Annotated in this window: 16 protein-coding genes; 11 read left to right on the top strand and 5 right to left on the bottom strand. The window is 61.6% G+C overall.

Features of this window, described 5'->3' with window-relative positions:
* Nucleotides 1-83: 83 nt before the first annotated feature.
* From WMO46_RS09285 to WMO46_RS09255, 7 genes are read left to right on the top strand one after another with little or no spacing between them, the layout of a single operon-like run.
* A complete protein-coding gene (locus WMO46_RS09285; RefSeq protein ID WP_019151288.1) occupies nt 84-698 on the top strand; it encodes a hypothetical protein in 615 nt (204 codons plus the stop codon).
* 4 nt (nt 699-702) lie between these two features.
* A complete protein-coding gene (locus tag WMO46_RS09280) occupies nt 703-1,536 on the top strand; it encodes a DUF2764 family protein (RefSeq protein WP_276760298.1) in 834 nt (277 codons plus the stop codon).
* A 16-nt stretch (nt 1,537-1,552) separates the two neighbouring features.
* A complete protein-coding gene (locus WMO46_RS09275) occupies nt 1,553-3,307 on the top strand; it encodes a V-type ATP synthase subunit A (RefSeq protein WP_019151286.1) in 1,755 nt (584 codons plus the stop codon).
* 3 nt (nt 3,308-3,310) lie between these two features.
* On the top strand, nt 3,311-4,633 hold the full coding sequence (locus WMO46_RS09270; protein WP_019151285.1) for a V-type ATP synthase subunit B: 1,323 nt from the start codon (nt 3,311-3,313) through the stop codon (nt 4,631-4,633).
* 6 nt (nt 4,634-4,639) lie between these two features.
* Nucleotides 4,640-5,248, top strand: a complete 609-nt coding sequence (locus WMO46_RS09265; protein ID WP_019151284.1) for a V-type ATP synthase subunit D — start codon at nt 4,640-4,642, stop codon at nt 5,246-5,248.
* Between the two features lie 8 nt (nt 5,249-5,256).
* Entirely contained in the window at nt 5,257-7,080 is a 1,824-nt protein-coding gene (locus WMO46_RS09260; RefSeq protein ID WP_349094219.1) for a V-type ATP synthase subunit I, read from the top strand.
* A gap of 26 nt (nt 7,081-7,106) precedes the next feature.
* Nucleotides 7,107-7,571: an ATPase gene (locus tag WMO46_RS09255; RefSeq protein ID WP_044118758.1), complete on the top strand. Its 465-nt coding sequence runs from the start codon at nt 7,107-7,109 to the stop codon at nt 7,569-7,571.
* Nucleotides 7,572-7,640: 69 nt separating this feature from the next.
* Here the strand turns inward: WMO46_RS09255 and rnr are convergent, their stop codons facing one another.
* The 5 genes from rnr to WMO46_RS09230 form a co-directional block, all read right to left on the bottom strand.
* Nucleotides 7,641-9,881: a ribonuclease R gene (rnr, locus tag WMO46_RS09250; protein WP_278963140.1), complete on the bottom strand. Its 2,241-nt coding sequence runs from the start codon at nt 9,879-9,881 to the stop codon at nt 7,641-7,643.
* Nucleotides 9,878-10,993 (bottom strand): M20 family metallopeptidase, encoded by a 1,116-nt coding sequence (locus tag WMO46_RS09245; protein ID WP_278963139.1) that lies wholly within the window; start codon nt 10,991-10,993, stop codon nt 9,878-9,880. The genes rnr and WMO46_RS09245 overlap by 4 nt, the downstream gene beginning before the upstream one ends.
* A gap of 186 nt (nt 10,994-11,179) precedes the next feature.
* The gene (metF, locus tag WMO46_RS09240; protein WP_129651637.1) at nt 11,180-12,136 is read right to left on the bottom strand and encodes a methylenetetrahydrofolate reductase [NAD(P)H]; all 957 of its coding nucleotides are present in this window, start codon (nt 12,134-12,136) and stop codon (nt 11,180-11,182) included.
* Nucleotides 12,133-15,747 (bottom strand): methionine synthase, encoded by a 3,615-nt coding sequence (gene metH, locus WMO46_RS09235; protein WP_278965830.1) that lies wholly within the window; start codon nt 15,745-15,747, stop codon nt 12,133-12,135. Before metH ends, metF begins: the two co-directional genes overlap by 4 nt.
* Entirely contained in the window at nt 15,748-16,563 is an 816-nt protein-coding gene (locus tag WMO46_RS09230; RefSeq protein WP_278965833.1) for a glutaminyl-peptide cyclotransferase, read from the bottom strand.
* Between the two features lie 441 nt (nt 16,564-17,004).
* Here WMO46_RS09230 and WMO46_RS09225 point away from each other — a divergent pair, with 441 nt between their 5' ends.
* From WMO46_RS09225 to WMO46_RS09210, 4 genes are all read left to right on the top strand, one after another.
* A complete protein-coding gene (locus WMO46_RS09225; RefSeq protein ID WP_278965549.1) occupies nt 17,005-18,336 on the top strand; it encodes a trigger factor in 1,332 nt (443 codons plus the stop codon).
* A 271-nt stretch (nt 18,337-18,607) separates the two neighbouring features.
* A complete protein-coding gene (gene clpP / locus WMO46_RS09220) occupies nt 18,608-19,276 on the top strand; it encodes an ATP-dependent Clp endopeptidase proteolytic subunit ClpP (RefSeq protein ID WP_019151275.1) in 669 nt (222 codons plus the stop codon).
* 5 nt (nt 19,277-19,281) lie between these two features.
* Nucleotides 19,282-20,547, top strand: coding sequence for an ATP-dependent Clp protease ATP-binding subunit ClpX (gene clpX / locus WMO46_RS09215; protein WP_278817927.1), 1,266 nt, complete (start codon nt 19,282-19,284; stop codon nt 20,545-20,547).
* Between the two features lie 59 nt (nt 20,548-20,606).
* Nucleotides 20,607-22,640 carry a transketolase family protein gene (locus WMO46_RS09210; RefSeq protein WP_349094218.1) on the top strand — a complete coding sequence of 678 codons (2,034 nt, stop codon included), beginning with the start codon at nt 20,607-20,609 and terminating at the stop codon, nt 22,638-22,640.
* Nucleotides 22,641-23,066: the final 426 nt, after the last annotated feature.

The following is a 23,066-nucleotide window of genomic DNA, read 5'->3' as shown; positions in this document are numbered from 1 at the left end:
CTGTTCAGTACCCCGTTTTTTTGATAATCTTTTATATATTTGTGCGTTAAAAGAAAAAACGATAATCAAACAAATATAACGCTATGGAAAACAAACTGCAACAGTTGACCCAGAAGCTCTACGACGAAGGGCTGGAGAAAGGCCGTGCCGAGGCCGACAAGCTGGTCGCCGACGCCAAGGCCGAAGCGCAGAAGATCGTCGCCGAGGCCCGTGCCGAGGCCGAGGAGATCGTGAAGAAGGCGCAGGCGAAAGCCGAGGATGTCGAGAAGAACACCATGACCGAGATCGCATTGGCCGGCAAACAGGCCGTGTCGAAAATCAAACAGGAGATCGCCTCGCTGATCATCGCCAAGGCCACGGCCGGCGGCGTGAAGGAGGCCGTCGTGGACCCGGCGTTCATCAAGGAGATGCTCGTCGCCGTGGCGAAGAACTGGAACGGAGCCGATTCGGGCAAGGTCGAATTGCAGGCCCTGCTTCCCGAGGACGAGCGCAAGAAACTCGACGAGGCGTTCGGCAAGAGCGCCCAGGAGCTGCTGGCCGCCGGCATCGAGGTCGGCTGGTCGAAGGAGGTGAAGAGCGGGTTCAAGGTGGGCGCCAAGGAGGGCGGCTACTACATTTCGTTCGCCGACGCCGACATCGAGGCGCTGTTGGGCGAGTATCTGCGCGACAAGGTTTACCGGTTGCTGTTTAAGGCGTAACGCTATGTTTGCGACCGAATATTATTGTCTGGTGGCCGGGCTGAAGGAGTACTCGCTCGACGCCGACACCAAGGGGTTCGACGCCCGGGCCATCGTCTCCGAGATTCTGGAGGGGGTGACGGCGGCCGACGCCCGCGAGGTGCGGCTGCTGTACGGCTACTACGACTGCGAGAATATCGCCGCTCTGCGTGCGGGACGCTCGGCGCACAATCCGCTGGGCAATCTTACGCACGAGGAGCTGGAGGAGGAGTTGAAGTCCCCGAAACGGCTGCCCGAACCGGTGGCCCGCGTGGTGAGGGCCTATGCCGATCCCGAGGGCGAGGATGCCGAGACGGTCGATACCGCGCAGCGCTTCGAAAAGGAGCTGTTCGGCGCCTACTACGCCGCGTGCGCCAAGGCCGGGAGCCGTTTCCTGCGCGAATGGTCGGCTTTCGACCGGAATCTGCGCAACGTGTCGGCCGCCGTTACGGCGCGTGCCGCGGGGCGTGCGGTCGAGGAGGTCGTGGTGGGCGGCGGCGATGTCGCCGACCAGTTGCAGCGCAGCTCGGCGGCCGATTTCGGACTGCGGGGCGAGCTGCCCTATATCGACGCGGTGATCGCGGCCGTGAACGACGAGGCGAACCTCGTCGAGAAGGAGCACAAGATCGACCTCGTGCGCTGGAACGAAGCCACGGAGCTGGCCACGTTCGACTATTTCGACATTAACGCCGTTCTTTCCTACCTGGCCCGGATCAACATCGTGGCCCGCTGGACGCTGCTCGACGCCGCGCGCGGCCGCGAGATGTTCGACCGCCTGATGGCCGAACTGGACGGAAAAGAGCTGATCGACAAGAAATAAACAATAAAAAGATACAATGAAAACGACAGGACGTGTAAACGGTATCATCTCCAACATCGTGATCGTCAAGGCCGACGGAGCCGTGGGCCAGAACGAGATCTGCTATGTCTGGACGGGGGATACCAAAATGATGGCCGAGGTCATCAAGGTCATAGGCGACGCCGCCTATGTCCAGGTTTTTGACAGCACCCGCGGTTTGAAGATCGGCGACAAGGTGGAGTTCGAGGGGCACATGCTCGAAGTGACGCTCGCCCCGGGCCTTTTGTCGCGCAACTACGACGGTTTGCAGAACGACCTCGAAAAGATGGACGGGCTGTTCATCGCCCGCGGTTCGATCACCGACCCGATCGACTTCTCCGCCGAGTGGGAGTTTACGCCGCTGGCCAAGGCGGGCGACAAGGTCTCCGCAGCGTCGTGGCTGGGCGAGGTCAAGGAGCAGTGGGTGATGCACAAGATCATGGTTCCGTTCTCGATGACCGACACCTATACGGTCAAGAGCGTCGCCGCAGCGGGCAAATACAAGGTGACCGACACGGTCGCCACGCTGACCGACGCCGAGGGCCGGGATCACGACGTGACGATGGTGCAGAAATGGCCCGTGAAGCAGGCCGTGCGCTGCTACACCGAGAAGCCGCGCCCCTCGCGGGTGATGATCACCGGCGTGCGCGCCATCGACACCTTCAACCCGATGGCCGAGGGTGGTACGGGCTTTATCCCGGGGCCTTTCGGCGCCGGCAAGACGGTGCTCCAGCACGCCATCTCGAAGCAGGCCGATGCCGATGTCATCATCATGGTCGCCTGCGGCGAGCGTGCTAACGAGGTGGTCGAAATTTTCAAGGAGTTCCCCGAGCTGATCGACCCCCGCACGGGCCACAACCTCATGGAGCGCACGATCATCATCTGCAATACGTCGAACATGCCCGTCGCCGCGCGTGAGGCGTCGGTCTATACGGGTATGACCATCGGCGAGTACTACCGCTCGATGGGTCTCAAGGTGCTGGTCATGGCCGACTCGACTTCGCGCTGGGCCCAGGCGCTGCGCGAGATGTCGAACCGTCTGGAGGAGCTTCCGGGTCAGGACGCCTTCCCGATGGACCTCTCGGCGATCATCTCGAACTTCTACTCGCGCGCCGGACTGGTGAAGCTCGTCGGCGGCGGTACCGGTTCGGTGACCTTCCTCGGCACGGTGTCGCCCGCGGGCGGTAACCTCAAGGAGCCGGTGACCGAATCGACGAAAAAGGCCGCGCGCTGTTTCTACGCCCTTTCGCAGGGCCGCGCCGACTCGAAGCGCTACCCGGCCATCGACCCGCTGGAGTCCTATTCGAAATACCTCGAATATCCCGAGATCCGCGAGTACCTCGACGGTCAGATCGAAAAGGACTGGGTGGACCTCGTCTATGCGGGCAAGACCATCGTGCAGCGCGGCAAGGAGGCCAACGACCAGATCAACATCCTGGGCGACGACGGCGTGCCGGTGGAGTATCACGAGCGTTTCTGGAAGTCGGAGCTGATCGACTTCGTGATCCTGCAACAGGACGCTTTCGACGACATCGACGCCAACTGTCCGATCGAACGCCAGCAGATGATGTACAAGATGGTGCTCGGCATCTGCAACCAGTCGTTCTCGTTCGCCGATTTCGAGGAGTGCTCGCAGTTCTTCAAGGGCCTTATCAACCTCTTCCGCCAGATGAACTACTCGGAGTGGAAGTCGGAGAAGTTCGAGGATTACCGCAAGCAGATCGAGCAGTATGTGAGTGAAAAAACCAAATAAGCCATGACAACACGAGCATTTCAGAAGATATACACCAAGATTGACAACATCACCAAGGCTACCGTGACGCTGCGCGCCACGGGCGTCGGCAACGACGAACTGGCCACCGTCGGCGGCAAGCTGGCGCAGGTGGTGAAGATTATGGGCGAGAACGTCACGTTGCAGGTTTTCGCCGGGACCGAGGGTCTGGCCACCGACTCGGAGGTCGTCTTCCACGGCGAGCCCCCCAAGCTGCGCGTTTCGGACAACCTCGCTGGGCGTTTCTTCAACGCCTACGGCGAACCGCTGGAGGGCGGCGAGATCATCGAGGGCGAGGCCCGCGAGATCGGCGGCCCGACGGTGAACCCCTTCCGGCGTATCCAGCCTTCGGAGCTGATCGCCACGGGCATCGCCGGCATCGACCTGAACAATACGATCGTGACGGGGCAGAAGATTCCCTTCTTCGCCGACCCCGACCAGCCCTACAACGCCGTGATGGCCAACGTGGCCCTGCGCGCCAAGGCCGACAAGATCATCCTCGGCGGCATGGGCCTTACGAACGACGACTTCCTCTATTTCAAGTCGGTCTTCGAGAACGCCGGAGCGCTGGACCGCATCGTGTCGTTCGTCAACACCACGGAGAACCCGCCCGTCGAGCGTCTGCTCGTTCCCGACATGGCGCTGACCGCCGCCGAGTACTTCGCCGTCGATAAGGGCGAAAAGGTGCTGGTGCTGCTGACCGACATGACGCTCTACGCCGATGCGCTGGCCATCGTGTCGAACCGCATGGACCAGATTCCGTCGAAGGACTCCATGCCCGGTTCGCTCTACTCGGACCTGGCGAAGATTTACGAGAAGGCCGTGCAGCTGCCCAACGGCGGTTCGATCACGATCATCGCCGTGACGACCCTTTCGGGCGGCGACATCACGCACGCCATCCCCGACAATACGGGTTACATCACCGAGGGCCAGTTGTTCCTGCGCAACGACTCCGACACGGGCAAGGTCATCGTGGACCCGTTCCGTTCGCTGTCGCGTCTGAAACAGCTCGTCATCGGCAAAAAGACCCGCGAGGACCATCCGCAGGTGATGAACGCCTGCGTGCGTCTGTACGCCGACGCCGCGAATGCCAAGACCAAGCTGGAGAACGGTTTCGACCTCTCGGATTACGACGAACGCACGCTGAAATTCGCTTTCGACTACTCGGAGAAACTGCTTGCGATCGATGTCAACATCGAGATCACCGAGATGCTCGACACGGCGTGGAGCCTTTTTGCGAAGTACTTCTCCAAGGAGGAGGTCGCCATCAAGGAGGAACTCATCAAAAAATACTGGAAGGAGGCGTAACGCGCGATGGCAATCAAATTCCAATATAACAAGACCTCGCTCGGCGACCTCGGCAAACAGCTGAAAATGCGCCAGAAGGCCCTCCCTACGATCAAAAGTAAGGAATCGGCCCTGCGCTCCGAGGTGAAGAAGGCGAAGGACTCCGCAAACGACTGCCGCCGCCGGCTCGATGCCCTGAAGGCCGAGTACGACTACATGGTGTCGCTCTGGGGAGAGTTTGATTGTGACCTCTTGCGCGTCGTCGATATCGACTTGTCGGTACAGAAGATCGCGGGTGTGCGCACTCCGGTCTTGCAGGAAGTGAAATTCGAGGAGAAACCCTACGATCTGTTTTCCTCTCCGGTGTGGTTCGCCGACGGAGTCGATATCCTCAAGCGCATGGCGCAGCTGGGCATCGAGTTCGCGGTCTACGACCGCAAGACGGAGCTGCTGGACCACGCGCGCCGCAAAACCACTCAGAAGGTGAACTTGTACGAAAAGGTGCAGATACCCGGGTACGAGGACGCCATACGCAAGATCAAACGCTTCATGGAGGATGAGGAGAACCTCTCCAAGTCGGCCCAGAAGATCGTGAAAACCAAACAACAGGCCGCCGGGGAGGGCGCGATGTTATGATAGCCAGAATGTCGAAATACAACTTTGTGCTCTATGCGGCGCAAAGCGAAGATTTCATCGAGAAGCTGCGCGGACTCGGCTTGGTGGACATCACCACCACGGGCTGGGAGCCCTCCGAGGAGGACCGCCAGCTGCTGCTCGACATCGAGGGCCACGCGAAGGCCGCGGAGTTCCTGAATACCCTTCGGGCCGAAGGCCGCTGCAAGGCGGATGCCGAACCGTTCGCTTCGGGCCTGGAGGCTTATGAGCACTACACCGCTGCGCATCAGCAGGCTGCGGCGCTCCATGCCGAGATCGGCCGCTTGGAGAAGGCCGCCGAGGAGCTGCGTCCGTGGGGTGCTTTCGATGTGGAGCGCACGAAGAAGCTCGCCGCACAGGGTATCGTCCTGCGCTATTTCTTCACCCAGCGCAACACCTTCGACAAGATGCTGGGCGAGTGGTCGGAGTGTTATACGATTTCGGAGGTCAGCCGCACCGATGCCGCGGTGTGGTTCGTCGTCGTGGCGAAGCCCGGCGAGGAGGTGACGCTCGATGCGCAGGAGATGAAGACCCCGACGATGGATGTCCGCGAGGCGGAGCGCCGCATCGCCGAGGCCGAAAAGAAACTCCGGGCCCTCGACGCCGAATTTTCGCGCGTGGCCGCTTCGGAGAAGCTGCTTGCGGAGCACGCCTGCTCGCTGAAGGAGCGTTTGCAGGGCGTGCAGGTGACGGCTACGGCGCAGGAGGCCGCCGACGGCACATTGGTCGTCATGGAGGGCTGGGCCGAGAAGGAGACTTCCGGCAGGGTCGATGCCCTGCTGGAGGAGTACCCCAACGTGGTCTACCTCAAGAGCGACCCCACGCCCGAGGACGAGACGCCCGTGAAGCTGAAGAACGGCTGGTTCGCACGCAATTTCGAGCTGGTGGGCGACATGTACGCCCGGCCGAAATACGGCACGATGGACCTCACGCCCTTCTTCGCGCCGTTCTACGTGCTGTTCTTCGGCATCTGCCTGAACGACGCCGGCTACGGCGCCATCCTGGCTCTGATGGGGGCTTTCATGCTGTATAAGTTCCGCAAGCCCGGCATGATGCGCCGCGCGGCGTGGTTCGCCACGATGTGCGGACTGGCGACGGTCGCTTTCGGACTCTTCTGCGGATCGTTCTTCGGGATCAACATGCAGGAGTGGTTCCCCTCGGTGAAATTCTTCAATTTCCAGGGGCAGTTCTTCTCCATCGCGCTGGTGATCGGCATCGTGCAGATCCTTTTCGGCATGTCGCTCAATATCTGGATGACCGTCCGCAATTTCGGTCTGAGCCGTGCGCTCGGACAGTTGGGGTGGTTCATCATGCTCGTTTCGTGCTGTCTGGCCGTGGGCCTGCCGATGGCGGGGCTCGCCATCCCGGGATTCACCTCCGGATCGGTGGCCTTCTACGCGGCGCTGGGCGTCGGGGCCGTGCTGATGCTGTTGCTGAACGATCCGAAACGCAACCCGCTCATCAATCTCGGCGCGGGGCTGTGGGACCTGTATAATAATGTCACGGGACTGCTCAGCGACGTGCTCTCCTACATCCGTCTGTTCGCCATCGGACTTTCGGGCGGCGTGCTGGCGCTGGTGTTCAACACGCTGGCGGCGGGCTTCGTGCCCGAGGGCTCGGGAATCGTGGTGCGGCTGCTGGTGATGATTCCGATCCTGCTGATCGGCCACGGCATCAACCTCTTCATGTCAACCATCTCGTCGTTCGTGCATCCGCTGCGTCTGACGTTCGTCGAGTTCTACAAGAACGCCGGTTTCGAAATGGCTCCGCGCAATTTCGATCCCATCCGTAAAATGAATGATACTAACGAATAAATAACAATTAAAAAACTCAACTCATTATGGAAACAACAGCATTGGTATTGGCTTACGTCGGCGTAGCGCTGATGGTGGGCCTGGCAGGCGTCGCTTCGTCGATCGGTACTGCCATTACGGGTCAGGCCGCAGTAGGGGCCATGAAGAAGAACGGCGGGGCTTTCGGTAGCTACATGATCCTTTCGGCGCTTCCGGGTTCGCAGGGTCTCTACGGTTTCGTCTGCTTCTTCCTAGTGCAGAACGGCCTGACGGCTCCGACGCTGGTGCAGGGCGCCGCTATCTTCGGTGCCGGTCTGCTGGTCGGCATGGTGAACCTCGCGGCTTCGGTATATCAGGCCAAGGTCTGCGCCAACGGTATCGCCGCCATCGGCAACGGTCACGACGTGATGGGTAAGACGCTGATTCTCGCGGCTTTCCCCGAGCTGTACGCTATTCTGACGGTGGCCGCCACCTATCTGATCGCCACGCTCGACGGCGTGAACCTCTTCTAAAGAGAAACACCCGCATGCAAAAAGGGAAGCCCCGAGGGCTTCCCTTTTTTGCGTCGTGAGCGTCGCAGCCTATTTGCCTTTGCGGCGCGACGACGTGCGGACCTTGGGGCCTTTGCCGCGGCCTTCGGACGCTGCTGCGGCGCGGCGCGTTGCGGCATCGGGCAGCAGCACTTCGAAGTCGAGCTGGCGCTTTTGCAGGTCGGCGCGCTTCACGCGGATGCGCACGGGGCTGCCCAGCGTCAGGCGAATGCCCGTCGAGCGGCCGATGATCTCGTAGAGCTGCTCGTCGAACTGGAAGAAGTCGCCCTCGATGTCCCGCAGGAACGACATGCCCTCGATGTGGGTTTCGTCCAGCTCCACGTAGACGCCCCATTCCGTGAGCCCCGAGATGTGCCCTTCGAACTCCTCGCCGATGTGCTCCTTCATGAATTCGACCATCTTGTACTTGATCGAGGCGCGTTCGGCTTCGGCGGCCACCACCTCGCGCTCCGAGGCGCGTGCGCAGAGCTCCTCCAGTTCAGTCTTGTCGGCCGACTTGCCGCCTGCGAGGTAGCGGGCCAGCAGGCGGTGGACCATCATGTCGGGGTAGCGGCGGATGGGCGAGGTGAAGTGCGTGTAGTAGGGGAAGGCCAGTCCGTAGTGGCCGATGTTGTCGGTCGTGTAGTAGGCTTTGGCCATCGAGCGCACGGCCATCGTCGAGACGGCGTTCTCCTCGGTGGTGCCCTTGATCTGCTTGAAGAGCTTGTTCATCTCCTTGGCCACGGCGCGGCCCTTCGTGGCCTTGAAGATATGCCCGAAGCGGAGGATGAACTGGCGGAAGCGGTCGAGCTTCTCCTCGCTCGGGGAGTCGTGCACGCGGTAGACCATCGTGCGCGCCGTCGTGCGGCCGCTTTCGGTCCGTCGCTTGCCGCAGAACTCCGCCACGCGGCGGTTGGCCAGCAGCATGAATTCCTCGATCATCTGGTTCGACTCCTTCTGCTCCTTGAAATAGACGCCCAGGGGCTTGCCGTTCTCGTCGAGCTTGAATTTCACCTCCTCGCGGTCGAACGAGATGGCGCCGTTCTTGAACCGCTCTGCCCGCAGCGCCTGCGCCAGCCGGTTGAGGGTCAGCACCTCTTCGGCATAATCCCCGCGGCCCGTCTCGATGATCTCCTGCGCCTCGGCGTAAGTGAAGCGGCGGTCGGAGTGGATGACCGTGCGGCCGAACCACTCTTCGAGGATTTCGAGATTCTCGTTGAGGGTGAAGACCGCCGAGAAGCAGAGGCTCGTCTCGTGGGGGCGCAGCGAGCAGAGTTCGTTCGAGAGCCGCTCGGGGAGCATCGGCACGGTGCGGTCCACCAGATAGACCGACGTGCCGCGTTCCACGGCTTCGTCGTCGATCACCGAATGGGGCCGCACGTAGTGGGTCACGTCGGCGATGTGCACGCCGATCTCCCACACGCCGTCTTTGATTTTACGCACCGACAGCGCGTCGTCGAAGTCCTTGGCGTCGGCCGGGTCCACCGTGAAGGTCACGACCTGTCGGAAGTCGCGCCGTTCGGCGATCTCCTTGCCCGTCACCCGGGCGTCGATGGCTTCGGCGGCCTCTTCGATCTCGGGTTCGAAACGGTAGGGCAGTTCGTATTCCGCGAGGATGGCGTGCATCTCCGTGTCGTTGTTTCCGGCCATGCCCAGCCGTTCGACCAGCTCGCCTTCGGGGCTCTTGCTCCCGGGCTGCCAATCGACGATGCGGACCACGACCTTCTCGCCGTTCCTGATGTCGGGCCAGGTGCGCTTCGAGAGGTAGATGTCCATCGGCATGCGGCGCGAGTCGGCCCGCACGAAGATCTGGTGCGCGCCGACCTCCGCCACGCCCACATAGGGCTTGCGGTTGCGTTCGATGATGCGGGTGATCTCGCCCTCTATCTGTCCGTTGCGGCCGCGGTGCATCGCCACGACCTCCACGCGGTCGCCGTTCAGGGCGTTGGCCGCATTGCGCTGGTTGACGAAAATGTCGGCTTCCAGTCCCTCGACCTTCACGTAGACCGAACCCGAGGGGGTCATGTCGGCCACGCCCTCGTAGTGGGGCAGGTGCTTCTGGGTGAGGCGGTATTTTTCGCGGGCGCACTCCTCGACGATCCCCTCTTCGAAGAGGCGGTCGAGGATTTCGAGCGTTTCGCGGCGGCCCTCCTTCGAGGCGCCTCCCGACGCCGAAGCGAGGTGTTTCAGCGAGAATTTATTGTTGGGGAATTCGCGCAGCAGGCTCAGTATGACCGATGCGCGGTCCGTTTTCCGGGCTCCTTTTCCGGAGCGTTGGTTCTGTTTTTTCATCTTTTTTCCAAAATTTGCAGGGCCATGCGGCGCATGAAGCCGATGCCCACGTCCAAGGCCCCTTCGTCGGGTGAGAACGTCGCCGTATGGGGCCGTCCGGCTGCGGCGCCCACGCCCAGCCGGTAGAACAGCGACGGATATTGTCTGCAATAGAAGCCGAAATCCTCGGCCGTGGTCCGCAGCGGCAGCATCTCCACGCCGAGCCCTTCGGCCCGGGCCAGCGCGACGGCCTTTTTGACCAGCGTTTCGTCGTTCACCACGCAGGGATAGCCGCGGCCGATCTCCACGTCGGTCTGCACGCCGTGGCGTTTGTCGATGTCCGCCGCGATGATTCCGATGCGGCGGTGGATGATCCCGCGTTCGCGTTCGTCGAACGTGCGCAGCGTCCCTTCCATGTAGACCTCGTCGGGGACGATGTTCGTCGCCCCGCCGGCCTCCACGCGGCCGATTGACAGCACGCACTCCTCGCCGTTGAGCGCGATGAGGCGCGTCAGCAGTTCGGCGCCCGCCGCCACGGGGTCTTTGAGCTGCTTGCGCATGGCGCCGTGGCCGCCCGTGCCGTGGATGCGAAAGCGCAGTTCGTCGCTTGCGGCCATGTATTTCCCGGCCCGGAACCCGAGGGTCCCGACCTCCAGCTGCGGTTCGACGTGCTCGCCCACCACGGCCCGCACGTCGTATCCGTCGAACGGCTTTTCGGCCAGCACCAGCGACGCTCCGCCGGGGTTGCACTCCTCGCCGGGCTGGAACAGTCCGAAGAGCGTGCCCCGGAAGTCGGGCTCCGCGGCGAACTCTTTCAGGACCCCGAACAGCACCGCGGCATGCATGTCGTGGCCGCAGGCGTGCATCACGCCCTCGTTCTGCGACCGCCATGCGCAGTCGTTCCGCTCGGCGATGGGCAGGGCGTCGGTGTCGGCGCGCAGGACGACGGCGCGCCGGTCGCCTGCGGGCGTCTTGCGGCCCTCGATGCGGGCCAGTACGCCGGTGGATGCGATCCGGCGGTGCTCGATGCCCAGCTCCGTGAGCTGCTGCTCGATGAACGCCGCCGTGCCGTGCTCCCGGAACGAGAGCTCGGGATGCGCATGCAGGTGACGCCGAAATTCGACAGGATTCATTTTTTTAATTGATAATTAACCATGAATAATTTAAGAAACACCCCGTCATTGCGAGGCATCGCAGATGCCGTGGCAATCGGCTGACAAGTCGTATGGGCGCGGGTCCTGCGCAGATTCCCACGCTCACATGCGTTCGCTCGGAATGACGAAAAAAATTATTCATTACTCGATTTTTCATTTTTACTGTTAGAAAATCGTTTTCACGATTTTCTGAATGTTCGTCGTGCGGCTCATCGTGTAGTAGTGCAGGACGGGCACGCCCGCGGCCATCAGTTCGCGGCTCTGGGCGATGGCCCATTCGGTGCCCACCTCGCGCACGTCGTCCGGATGCGCCTTCGCCTCGCGCACCAGCTCTTCGGGCAGCTCCACACCGAATGTTTCGGGGAGGATCTCCAGGTGGCGGAGCGTCGAGATGGGCTTGATGCCGGGGATGATCGGCACCCCGATCCCCGCCTCGCGGCAGCGGCGCACGAAATCGAAGTATTTGCGGTTGTCGAAGAACATCTGTGTCACGACGTACTCGGCCCCGGCGTCGATCTTGTCCTTCAGCCGGATGATGTCCGAGGTGATGTCGCGGGCTTCGGCGTGCACCTCGGGATAGCCCGCCACGCCGATCGAGAATTTCGAGTGGTGGCACTCTTCGACCTCGCCGTCGATGAATTTTCCGCGGTTCATGTCCGCGATCTGCCTCACGAGGTCCACGGCGTGCGAGTGGCCCTGGGGGTGGGGCATGAAGCGTTTTTCGTTCTGCGACTTGTCGCCACGCAGCGCCAGCACGTTGTGCAGCCCGAGGAAGTCCATGTCGATGAGCGTGTCCTCGATGTCGTACTTCGACAGTCCGCCGCAGATCAGGTGCGGAACCACCTCCACGCCGTACCGGTGCTGGATGGCCGCCGAGATGCCGACCGTTCCGGGACGGCGCCGCACGACGTGCCATTCGATGCTTCCGTCCTCGCGCTCGGTCTCCTTGATCCCCTCGCGGTGGAACGTGATGTTGACATAGGCCGGGTCGAAGTCCATCAGCGGCTCCACGGCGGCGAATATCTTCTGCATGCCGTCCCCCTTGAGCGGCGGCAGCAGCTCGAAAGCGAAGCGCGTGCGCCCGGTGGCCACCGCTTCGTTGATGATCTCTACGACGTTCATACGTTGTTCGGTATAATCTTTTTCACATCTTCGGCCGTCATTCCGCGGCGGTCGGCATACTCCTCCAGCTGCTGTGCGTCGATCGTTCCGACCGAGAAATAGTCGGCGTCGGACAGCATCAGGCCGCACAGCGCCTCGCCGGGGTCGATCATCCAGTTCTCGGTCAGCCGCATGCCGGTCGTCACCTCGGCGGCCAGCAGGTCGAAAGCCTCGCGTTTGAGCGAGTGGTCGGGTGTCGCCGGGTAGCCGAACGCCATGCGGCGGCCCCGGTATTCGCCGCGGACGATCTGCTTCGGCGCGAGGGGTTCGCCCGTCTCGTAGCCCCACATCTGCCGCCGCACGAAAGTGTGCACGGCTTCGGCGAAGGCTTCCGTCAGCCGGTCGGCCAGCAGTTTGGCCATGATCGCCGAGTAGTCGTCGCCCTCGGCGCGGAATTTCTCCGTGAGTTCTTTCAGCCCGATGCCGGCCGTCACGGCGAAACAGCCGATCCAGTCGCCGGACGGAGCGATGAAGTCGGCCAGCGACCGGTTCTCCTGCCCGCGCGTCTGGTTGCGGAGCATCGGGAAGCGTTTTTCGCGGCCCCGGGTGTCCGTCACCCGGATGTCGTCGCCCTCGGAGCGCGCCGGGAAGATACCCACGACGCCTTGCAGCGTCAGCAGCCGCTCGTCGCGGATGCGGGCCAGCAGCGCCTGCGCATCGTCGAAGACCTTGCGGGCCTCGGCGCCCCGCTGGGGATGGTCGAGTATCTCGGGATAGCGTCCCTTGAGCCCCCACGCCGGGAAGAAGAAGTTCCAGTCGATGAACGGCTCGGCGTCGGCCACGTCGAAGTCCGGGAAGACCATGCGTCCCGTGTGGAGCGGTTTTACGGGATCGTGCGGCCGGATGCTCCGCCCCGCCTCGCGGGCCTCGGCGAGCGGCAGCAGGTCGCGTTCGCGCATTTTGCGGGCGTACTCTTCGCGCAGGGCCTGCTGATCGGCTTTTACCTTGTCGATGTAGGCGCCGCCGTCGGGACCCAGCAGCTGCGCGAGTATCTGGCTGTTGCTGCTGGCGTTCGCGGAGTGGATCACCGCACCCGAGTAGACCGGGGCGATCTTGACGGCCGTGTGGAGGTCCGAGGTCGTCGCGCCGCCGATGATGACCGGGATGCGCAGCGAGCGGCGTTCGAGTTCCTCGCAGACGTGGGCCATCTCGTCGAGCGACGGCGTGATCAGACCGCTCAGGCAGATACATTGCGCGCCCCACGCCACCGCCTCGTCAACGATGCGTTCCGATTCGACCATCACGCCCAGGTCCCGGATTTCATAGCCGTTGCAGGCCATCACGACCGCCACGATGTTCTTGCCGATGTCGTGCACGTCGCCTTTCACGGTGGCGATCAGCACTTTCCCGGCGTTGTGGGCCTGCGAGGCCGACCCTTGTTCGATGTAGGGCGTCAGGGCCGCCACGGCGCGTTTCATCACCCGGGCGGTCTTCACGACCTGGGGCAGGAACATCTTGCCCTCGCCGAACAGCGCTCCGACACGCTCCATCGCGGGCATCAGCAGGGTGTCGATCACGGCCATCGGAGTGCCCAGCGCCTCGTAACCCTCCAGCGCGTCCTGCTCGATATAATCCGCCACGCCTTTGAGCATCGCGTGGCCGATGCGCTCTTCGAGCGTCCCCGCACGCCATGCGTCGGGGGCCTGCGGGGCCGTTTCGGCCGTCTGCCGCACCTCCTGGGCGTATTCCGTGAGCCGCTCGGCGGCGTCGGCCCGGCGGCAGAGGATCACGTCCTCGACCCGCGCGAGCAGTTCGGGTTCGATCTCGCTGTACACGCGTAGCAGCTGCGGGTTGACGATGCCCATGTCCATTCCCGCGCGGATGGCGTGGTAGAGGAACGCCGAGTGCATCGCCTCGCGCACGGCGTTGTTGCCGCGGAAGGCGAACGAGAGGTTCGACACCCCGCCCGAAACCTTCGCGTGGGGCAGGTTCTCCTTGATCCAGCGCGTAGCGTCGATAAAGGCTTTGGCGTAGCCGTCGTGTTCGGGAATGCCCGTCGCCACGGCCAGCACGTTGGGGTCGAAAATGATGTCTTCGGGCGGAAATCCGTTGCCGGTCAACAGCTTGTAGGCCCTCTCCGCCACCTCGACCTTGCGTTCGCAGGTGTCGGCCTGCCCCCGTTCGTCGAAGAGCATCACCACGGCGGCCGCACCGAAGCGGTGTATCTCCGCGGCGCGGCGCAGGAACTCCGCCTCGCCCTCCTTGAGCGATATGGAGTTGACCACCGACTTGCCCTGCGTCGCTTCGAGTCCGGCTGCGAGCACCTCCCATTTCGACGAGTCGATCATCACCGGCACGCGGGCGATCTCGGGCTCCGAGGCCATCAGGTTGAGGAACGTGCGCATCGCCGCGGGACCGTCGATCAGCCCGTCGTCCATGCAGACATCGACGATCTGCGCCCCGGCATCGACCTGCGCACGGGCCACCGAAAGGGCCTCTTCGTAGTTGCCCTCGCGGATCAGCCGGGCGAATTTGGCCGATCCGGCGACGTTCGTGCGTTCGCCGATGTTGATGAAGTTGGCTTCGGGGACGATCCGCAGCGGCTCCAGACCGCTCAGCACCGTCGTATGGCGGGGTTCGGGAAGGGGTCGCGGGGCGTACTGCCCGGCGATCTTCGAGAGTTCGAAGATGTGTGCGGGCGTGGTGCCGCAGCATCCGCCCACGATGTTGACCAGTCCGCGCCGCAGGTACTCTCCGACATCCTCGGCGAACATTTCGGGCGTCTCGTCGTAGCCGCCCATGACGTTGGGAAGCCCGGCGTTGGGGTGTGCCGAGACGCGGGTTTCGGCCACCGCTGCCAGCCGTTCGAGGTAGGGCAGGAGCTGCCGGGCCCCGTAGGCGCAGTTGAGGCCGATGGAGAGCAGTTCGGCGTGCGACACCGAGGCGGTGAACGCCTCGACGGTCTGTCCCGAGAGGGTGCGGCCGCTGGCGTCGGCGAGCGTTCCCGAGACCATCACGGGAATCCTCCGCCCCAGCTTCGCGCAGAGCGTGTCGATGGCGTAGAGGGCCGCCTTGGCGTTGAGCGTGTCGAAGACGGTTTCCACCAGCAGGATGTCCGCGCCGCCATCCATGAGGCCCCGCGCCTGGTCCGTGTAGGCTTCGGCCAGTTGCGCGAAGGTCACTTCGCGGGCCGCGGGGTTCGCCACGTCGGCCGACATCGAAGCCGTGCGGTTCGTGGGGCCCATCGAGCCCACCACGAAGCGGGGTTTCTGCGGGTTGCGGGCCGTGAATTCATCCGCCGCACGGCGGGCCGTTTCGGCCGCGGCCTTCGAGATTTCGTAGGCCAGCCCCTCCATGCGGTAGTCGGCCAGCGACACGGCGTTGGCGTTGAACGAGTCGGTCTCGATGATGTCGGCTCCCGCTTGCAGGTATTTTTCGTGGATTTCGCGCACTACGTCGGGGCGCGTCAGCACAAGCAGGTCGTTGCACCCCTTCAGCTGCACGGGCCAGTCGCCGAAGCGTTCGCCGCGGTAGTCCTCCTCCTGCAATCCGTAGCCCTGGACCATCGTCCCGAAGCCGCCGTCGAGCAGCAGAATGCGTTTTTCCAGTTGTTCGTATAGCGTCGTTGCCATTTATCGCTCGATTAGTTCTATTTCGAAGAGTTTCGGCCAGTTCTTGCCCGTCACGAAGATCCGTTTTCCGGCGGCGTCGTAGGCGATGCCGTTGAGCACGTCGGTCGTCGGGGCGATCTCCTCCTCGGAAAGCAGTCCCGACAGGTCCGCGACTCCCTCCACGACGCCCGTCGCGGGATCGACGATCACGATCCGGTCGGTGGTGTAGACGTTGGCCCAGATCCGGTCCCCGATCCATTCCAGTTCGTTGAGGTAGTTGACCGGAGTCCCTTGGAAGGTCACCGTCACGCGCTTTTCGCGGCGGAACGTCGCGGGGTCCACCGTGTAGATGCTGGCCGTGCCGTCGGACATGTAGAGCTTCTCGCCGTCGGTCGTGAGGCCCCAGCCCTCGCCCGGATAGCGGTGGTCGCGGATTTTGCGCAACTTGCCGTCTTTCAGCGAATAGACGTGCGCCGTGTTCGACTGCCAGGTGAGCTGGAAGAGTTCGTCGCCCACGCGGGCGATCCCCTCGCCGAACTCCGAGCGGGGCAGACGTGCCAGCACGTCGGTCCTGCCGGTCTCGGGATCGACGGTCTGTATGCGCGATTCGCCGTATTGTCCCGTTCCCTCCCACAGCAGGCCGTCGTCGTAATACAGCCCCTGCGTGTAGGCTGTCGTCGAGTGGGGATAGGTCGCCGCGATGCGGTAGGTGTATGTCTTGGGCTGCACTTGTGCGACTGCCGGGGCCGTCTGCGCGGGGCGTTTGGAGCGCGCCACGGAGCCGCCGCATGCCGGGAGCAGCAGCAGGGAAAGCAGGAATATGAAGATCGTTTTCATCGTTCGGGACAAATATAGCCTACAAAGGTACGAAAAAAGCCGGATGGTTCCAAAACCGAATTGCGCACGGTTCGGCAAAACCTCCCGACTGATAAAAGGGTCGTTTACGATTTCAAAGATATGAAAAAGTCGGATGAGTCCAAAATTGAATGCCGTGCAGTTCGGCAAAACCTCCCGACTGATAAAAGGGTCGTTTACGATTTCAAAGATATGAAAAAGTCGAATGAGTCCAAAACTGAATGCCGTGCAGTTCGGTAAAACCTCCCGACTGATAAAAGGGTCGTTTACGACCCCAAAGGTACGAAAAAAGCCGGACGGTTCCAAAAAACCATAATTTCACCATATATAGAGAAATGTCTTGCCGGAAACGGAATAATTTCGTATCTTTGCCTCCCGATTCTGGGCGCAAAAACAAAGAATAACAAATATAATTCATTCATTATGAACATTGTAAGAGAACAACGCGGCGAGAATAACTCGCTGATCCGCGTGACTGTCGGCGAGGCCGATTACGGACAGGAGGTCGAGAAGGCCCTGCGCGAGTACAAGCGCAAGGCCAATATCCCCGGTTTCCGCCCGGGCATGGTGCCGATGGGGCTTGTCAAGAAGATGTACGGCAAGGGCGTCCTGGCCGAGCAGTCGTACCGCAAGGCGTCGAACGCCGCTTTCGAGTATCTCGAAAAGGAGAAGATCGACTACCTGGGCGACGTGATCCCCTCGGAGGAGCAGGGCGATTTCGATTTCGATTTCGATAACGCCACGGAGTTCGAATTCGTGTTCGAGATCGGCGAGGCTCCCGCCGTCAACCTGGAGCTCTCCGACAAGGATAAGCTGACTTACAGCAAGATCAAGGTGGACAAGAAGATGCACGACGACTACCGTTCGAACTACCTGCGCCGCTTCGGCCGCTTGGTGGACGCCGACAAGGTGACTTCGGACGAGGCGCTGACCGTGACGCTCGACAACGGCGAGATGAACGTGGCCGACGCCTACGTGGGTCTGATCTCGATGACGGACGAGGAGCGCAAGCCGTTCGTCGGCAAGAAGGTCGGCGCCAAGATGAAGGTCAATCTCAACGAACTCTACAAGAATCCCGCCCAGCGCGCCGCCTGCCTGCAAGTCAAGGAGAACGAACTGGAGGGCATCAACCCCGAATTCGAGCTGGAAATCACCAAGATCCGCAAGTTCGCCGAACCGGAGTTGAACGAGGAGTTCTTCAAGATGGCTTTCCCGCAGGGCGGAGTGACCGACGAGGCCGGGTTCGACAAGTTCATCGACGCTCAGATCGAAAGCGAGCTGCGCCGCGAGAGCGACTATCTCTTCACGATGCAGCTGCGTGACTACCTCGTCAAGAAAGCCGGGCTGAAGATGCCCGAGGCGTTCCTCAAACGCTGGCTCTACACCATCAACGAGGGCAAGTTCTCGATGGAGGACATCGAGAAGGATTTCGACCAGTTCCTGAAAATGTTCACCTGGAACTACCTCCAGAAGCATTTCATCAAGGCCGACAACCTCTCCGTGACGAAGGAGGAGGCATTGGCCGAGGCCAAGGCGCTGGCCGCCGCGCAGTTCGCGCAGTACGGCATGCCGTCGGCTCCGGACGAGATGCTGGCCGACTATGCCGGGAAGATTCTCGCGGACAAGGATCAGGGTCAGAAGATCTACGAGAAGCTCTACGAAGTGAAGGTCGTCGAGGATGTCAAATCGAAGATCAAGGTGACGGAAAAAGCCGTATCTGCCGACGATTTCGCTAAATTGGCCAAGGAGCTTTAGATTTAGCGGGATTTTGTGTATCTTTGGACTTTGCAGGCGTGATGTTTGCAAAGTCCTTTGTGCTTTGTGCCTGAAGAAGGCGTTCTTAGGGGCGGCAGGAGGCCCGCCCGCTTAAGAAGCGGATTTTAGAAGACGATGGGAAGCCGAGTGCTTACAGCCGGTTTTGCCCGCCCGCTTAAGAAGCGGGTTTTAGAGGGCGATGGGCGGTCAGGGTGCTGTAACCGGTTTTGCCCGCTCCCGACGGATGAATGAAAAGTAAACAGATACAACTATGTCAGAATTTGAAAAATACGCACGGAACCACTGCGGTATCAGCTCGCTGAAACTGCACGATTTCCAGTCGATAAGCTCGGCCTACGTGTCGCCGACGATCATCGAGGAACGCCAGCTGAACATCGCTACGATGGATGTCTTCTCGCGTCTGATGATGGACCGCATCATCTTCCTCGGCGCACCGATCTACGACGATGCGGCCAACATCATCCAGGCCCAGCTGCTGTTCCTCGAATCGGTCGATCCCGACAAGGACATCCAGATCTACATCAACTCGCCCGGCGGATCGGTTTCGGCCGGACTGGGCATCTACGACACGATGCAGCTGGTGAACTCCGACGTGGCGACCATCTGCACGGGCCTCGCGGCCTCGATGGGCGCCGTGCTGCTCACGGCGGGCGCCAAGGGCAAGCGTTCGGCGCTGCCGCACTCGCGGGTGATGATCCATCAGCCGCTGGGCGGTGCCCAGGGGCAGGCTTCGGACATCGAGATCACGGCGCGCGAGATCATGAAGACCAAGCGCGAGCTGTACGAGATTCTCGCGGCCCATTCGGGCGTCTCGGTGAAGAAGATCGAGAAGGACGCCGACCGCGACTACTGGCTTTCGGCCCGCGAGGCCAAGGACTACGGCCTGATCGACGAGGTGCTCTCCAAACGCGAAAAGTAAACCGCATGGCACAGAAGAACAATCATAAGAACGGCGGCGACTGCTGCTCGTTCTGCGGCGCCAAGCGCTCGGACGTGGAGATCATGTTCCAGGGTGCGGACGGCGCCAATATCTGCAACAAATGTATCGAGAATGGCTATAAGATCATCGTTGACAACGACATCGCCACCGAACAGCGCCGCCGGGGAACGGCGGCTCCGCTGAAGATGGAGGAGCTGTTGAAACCGGCGCAGATCAAGGAGTTCCTCGATCAGTACGTCATCGGGCAGGATGCCGCCAAACGCTATATGTCGGTGGCGGTCTACAACCACTACAAGCGGCTGTTGTACGCCCCGAAGGAGGACGAAGTGGAGATCGACAAGTCGAATATCGTGCTGGTGGGTCCGACGGGCACGGGCAAGACGCTGATGGCCCGCACGATCGCCAAGCTGCTGAAGGTGCCCTTCACGATCGTCGATGCGACGGTCCTGACCGAAGCGGGCTACGTGGGCGAGGATGTCGAGAGCATCCTTTCGCGGTTGTTGCAGGTCGCCGACTACAACGTCGAGCAGGCCGAGCGCGGCATCGTCTTCATCGACGAGATCGACAAGATCGCCCGCAAGGGCGACAACCCCTCGATCACGCGCGACGTGTCGGGCGAAGGCGTGCAGCAGGCCCTGCTGAAGATCCTCGAAGGGACGGTGGTCAACGTTCCGCCGCAGGGCGGGCGCAAGCACCCCGAACAGAAATTCATTCAGGTCGATACGCGCAACATTCTCTTCATTTGCGGTGGCGCCTTCGACGGCATCGAGAAGAAGATCGCCCAGCGGCTGAACACCCGGGCGATGGGTTACGGGCGTCTGAATGCCGATCCCGTGGACCGTTCGAATCTGATGCAGTATGTCACGCCGCAGGATTTGAAGTCGTTCGGGCTGATCCCCGAGCTGGTGGGGCGTCTCCCGGTGCTGACCTACATGCAGCCGCTGGAGCGCGCCGCGCTGCGGTCGATCCTCACCGAGCCGAAGAACGCCATCGTCAAGCAGTACAAGCGGCTGTTCGAGCTGGACGGCGTGAAGCTCTCGTTCGACGACGAGGCGCTGGACTACATCGTTGACAAGGCCGTCGAGTTCAAACTCGGGGCCCGCGGTCTGCGTTCGATCTGCGAGGCGATCATGATGGACACGATGTTCGACATCCCTTCGACCGACACCCGGAAATTCACCGTCACTTTGTCTTATGCAAAGAAAAAGATAGAAAAAGCAAATATTTTGGAGCTAAAACAAGTCGGATAGCTTCTTTTTGATTACCTTTACCGGGAAGATTCTGAAATAAAAAATAAAAACACTAATCCATGTCAACAACGAACTCGAAACTGACGCGCGTAGCCGACAACATCCGCATCCTGTCGGCTGCAATGGTCGAAAAGGCGAAGTCGGGCCACCCCGGCGGCGCTATGGGCGGTGCCGATTTCATCACGGTGCTCTTCGCGGAATTCCTGCGCTACGATCCCGACAATATGACTTATCCCTACCGAGACCGCTTCTTCCTCGACCCGGGCCACATGTCGCCGATGCTCTATTCGACGCTGGCGCTGGCGGGGCATTATTCGACCGAGGATTTGCAGTCGCTGCGCCAGTGGGGCAGCGTGACGCCGGGCCACCCCGAGGTGGACGTGCTGCGCGGCGTGGAGAACACCTCGGGCCCGCTGGGGCAGGGGCACGCTATGGCTTTGGGCGCCGCCATCGCGGAGCGTTTCATGGCCGCGCGCTTCGGCGAGTGGATGGCGCACAAGACCTATGCCTATATTTCGGACGGTGCCGTCGAGGAGGAGATCTCGCAGGGTGTGGGCCGCATCGCCGGCCATCTGGGCCTGTCGAACTTCGTGATGTACTACGACTCGAACAACATCCAGCTCTCGACGAAGGTCGATGAGGTGATGACTGAGAACGTGGCCATGAAATACGAGGCATGGGGTTGGAACGTGCTGTCGATCGACGGACACAACATCAACGAGATCCGCGAGGCGCTCGTCGCCGCCGAGAGCGAGACGGAGCGTCCGACGCTCATCATCGGCCGTACGGTCATGGGCAAGGGCGCCAAAGGTCCCGCCGGGGAGAATTTCGAGAACAAAGTTTCGACCCACGGCCAGCCGCTGACAGCCGCCGGAGCCGATTTCGCCGCTACGGTGAAGAATCTGGGCGGCGATCCGGAGAATCCGTTCGCCATCTTCGAGGAGAGCCGCGAGGTCTTCGCCGAGCGCCGCGAGGCATTGAAGGAGTGGGCCGCCAAGCAGGCCGCCATCGAGAAGTCGTGGCGGACCGAGCACAAGGACCTGGCGCGCAAGCTTGACGATTTCCTTTCGGGCAAACTTCCCGAGATCGACTATAAGTCCGTCGAGGTGAAGGCCGGGGTGGCCACGCGCGCCGCTTCGGCTGCGGTGCTGGGCGTCTACGCCGAGAAGATCGACAACATGATCGTCGCTTCGGCCGACCTGTCGAACTCGGACAAGACCGACGGATTTCTGAAGAAGACCAAGGCGTTCACGAAGGGCGATTTCTCCGGTAAATTCTTCCAGGCGGGCGTCTCGGAGCTGACGATGGCCTGCGTGATGAACGGCATGGCGTTGCACGGCGGCGTGATCCCCGTCTGCGGCACGTTCTTCGTCTTCTCGGACTACATGAAGCCGGCCGTGCGCCTCTCGGCGCTGATGCGTCTGCACGTGATCTATGTCTGGACGCACGACTCGTTCCGCGTGGGCGAGGACGGTCCTACGCATCAGCCCGTGGAGCATGAAGCGCAGATCCGCCTGATGGAGCATCTGAAAAACCACCACGGCGAGCGTTCGATGGTCGTGCTGCGTCCGGCCGACGGCGAAGAGACCGTCATGGCGTGGAAACTGGCCGTCGAGGAGCACCGCCCCGTGGCGCTGGTCCTCTCGCGTCAGAACATCAAGAACCTGCCGACGCTGGGCGACAGCCGCCGCGAGGAGGCCGCACAGGTCGCCAAGGGCGGTTATGTGGTGATGGACGCCGCCAAACCCGCCGTGGTGCTGGTCGCCACGGGTTCGGAGGTCTCGACGCTGGTCGAAGGCGCCGAACTGCTGGCTGCGGAGGGTATTCCGGTCCGCGTGGTGAGCGTTCCGAGCGAGGGACTGTTCCGTGACCAGCCCAAATCGTACCAGGAGAGCGTGTTGCCCGTAGGCGTTGCGCGCTACGGCATGACCTCGGGGCTGCCGATCAACCTGCTGGGCCTCGTGGGCGAGAAGGGAACGATTCACGGTCTGGACCATTTCGGCTACTCGGCGCCCTACACGGTGCTCGACGAGAAGTTCGGCTACAACGGGGCTACCGTCGCCGCCGAAGTAAAGAAAATGCTCGGGAAATAGCTGTCATTGACAGACCTTCGGCGGCAACGATTTTTAGTCGCCGCCGAAGTGAAGAAGATGCTCGGGAAATAGCTGTCATTGGCAGACCTTCGGCGGCAACGATTTTTAGTCGCCGCCGAAGTGAAGAAAATGCTCGGGAAATAGTTGTCATTGACAGACCTTCGGCGGCAACGATTTTTAGTCGCCGCCGAAGTGAAGAAGATGCTCGGGAAATAGTTGTCATTGACAGACCTTCGGCGGCAACGATTTTTAGTCGCCGCCGAAGTGAAGAAGATGCTCGGCAAGTAATACCTATTTATATATTGTGCAGAAGCCACCGCGTTGAGCGGTGGCTTTTGTTTTGCAGATTCCGAAATTATGCCTATCTTTGCAGTCCCGTCTGTCAAGCGGGGAATGTGGAAAGATTTGACTGATTGCAAACCACAA

This window comes from Alistipes intestinihominis, assembly GCF_040095975.1.
Taxonomy (GTDB): domain Bacteria; phylum Bacteroidota; class Bacteroidia; order Bacteroidales; family Rikenellaceae; genus Alistipes; species Alistipes senegalensis.
The sequence above is the reverse complement of the archived record's forward strand: the minus strand, read 5'-3'. Positions and strand labels throughout refer to the sequence as shown.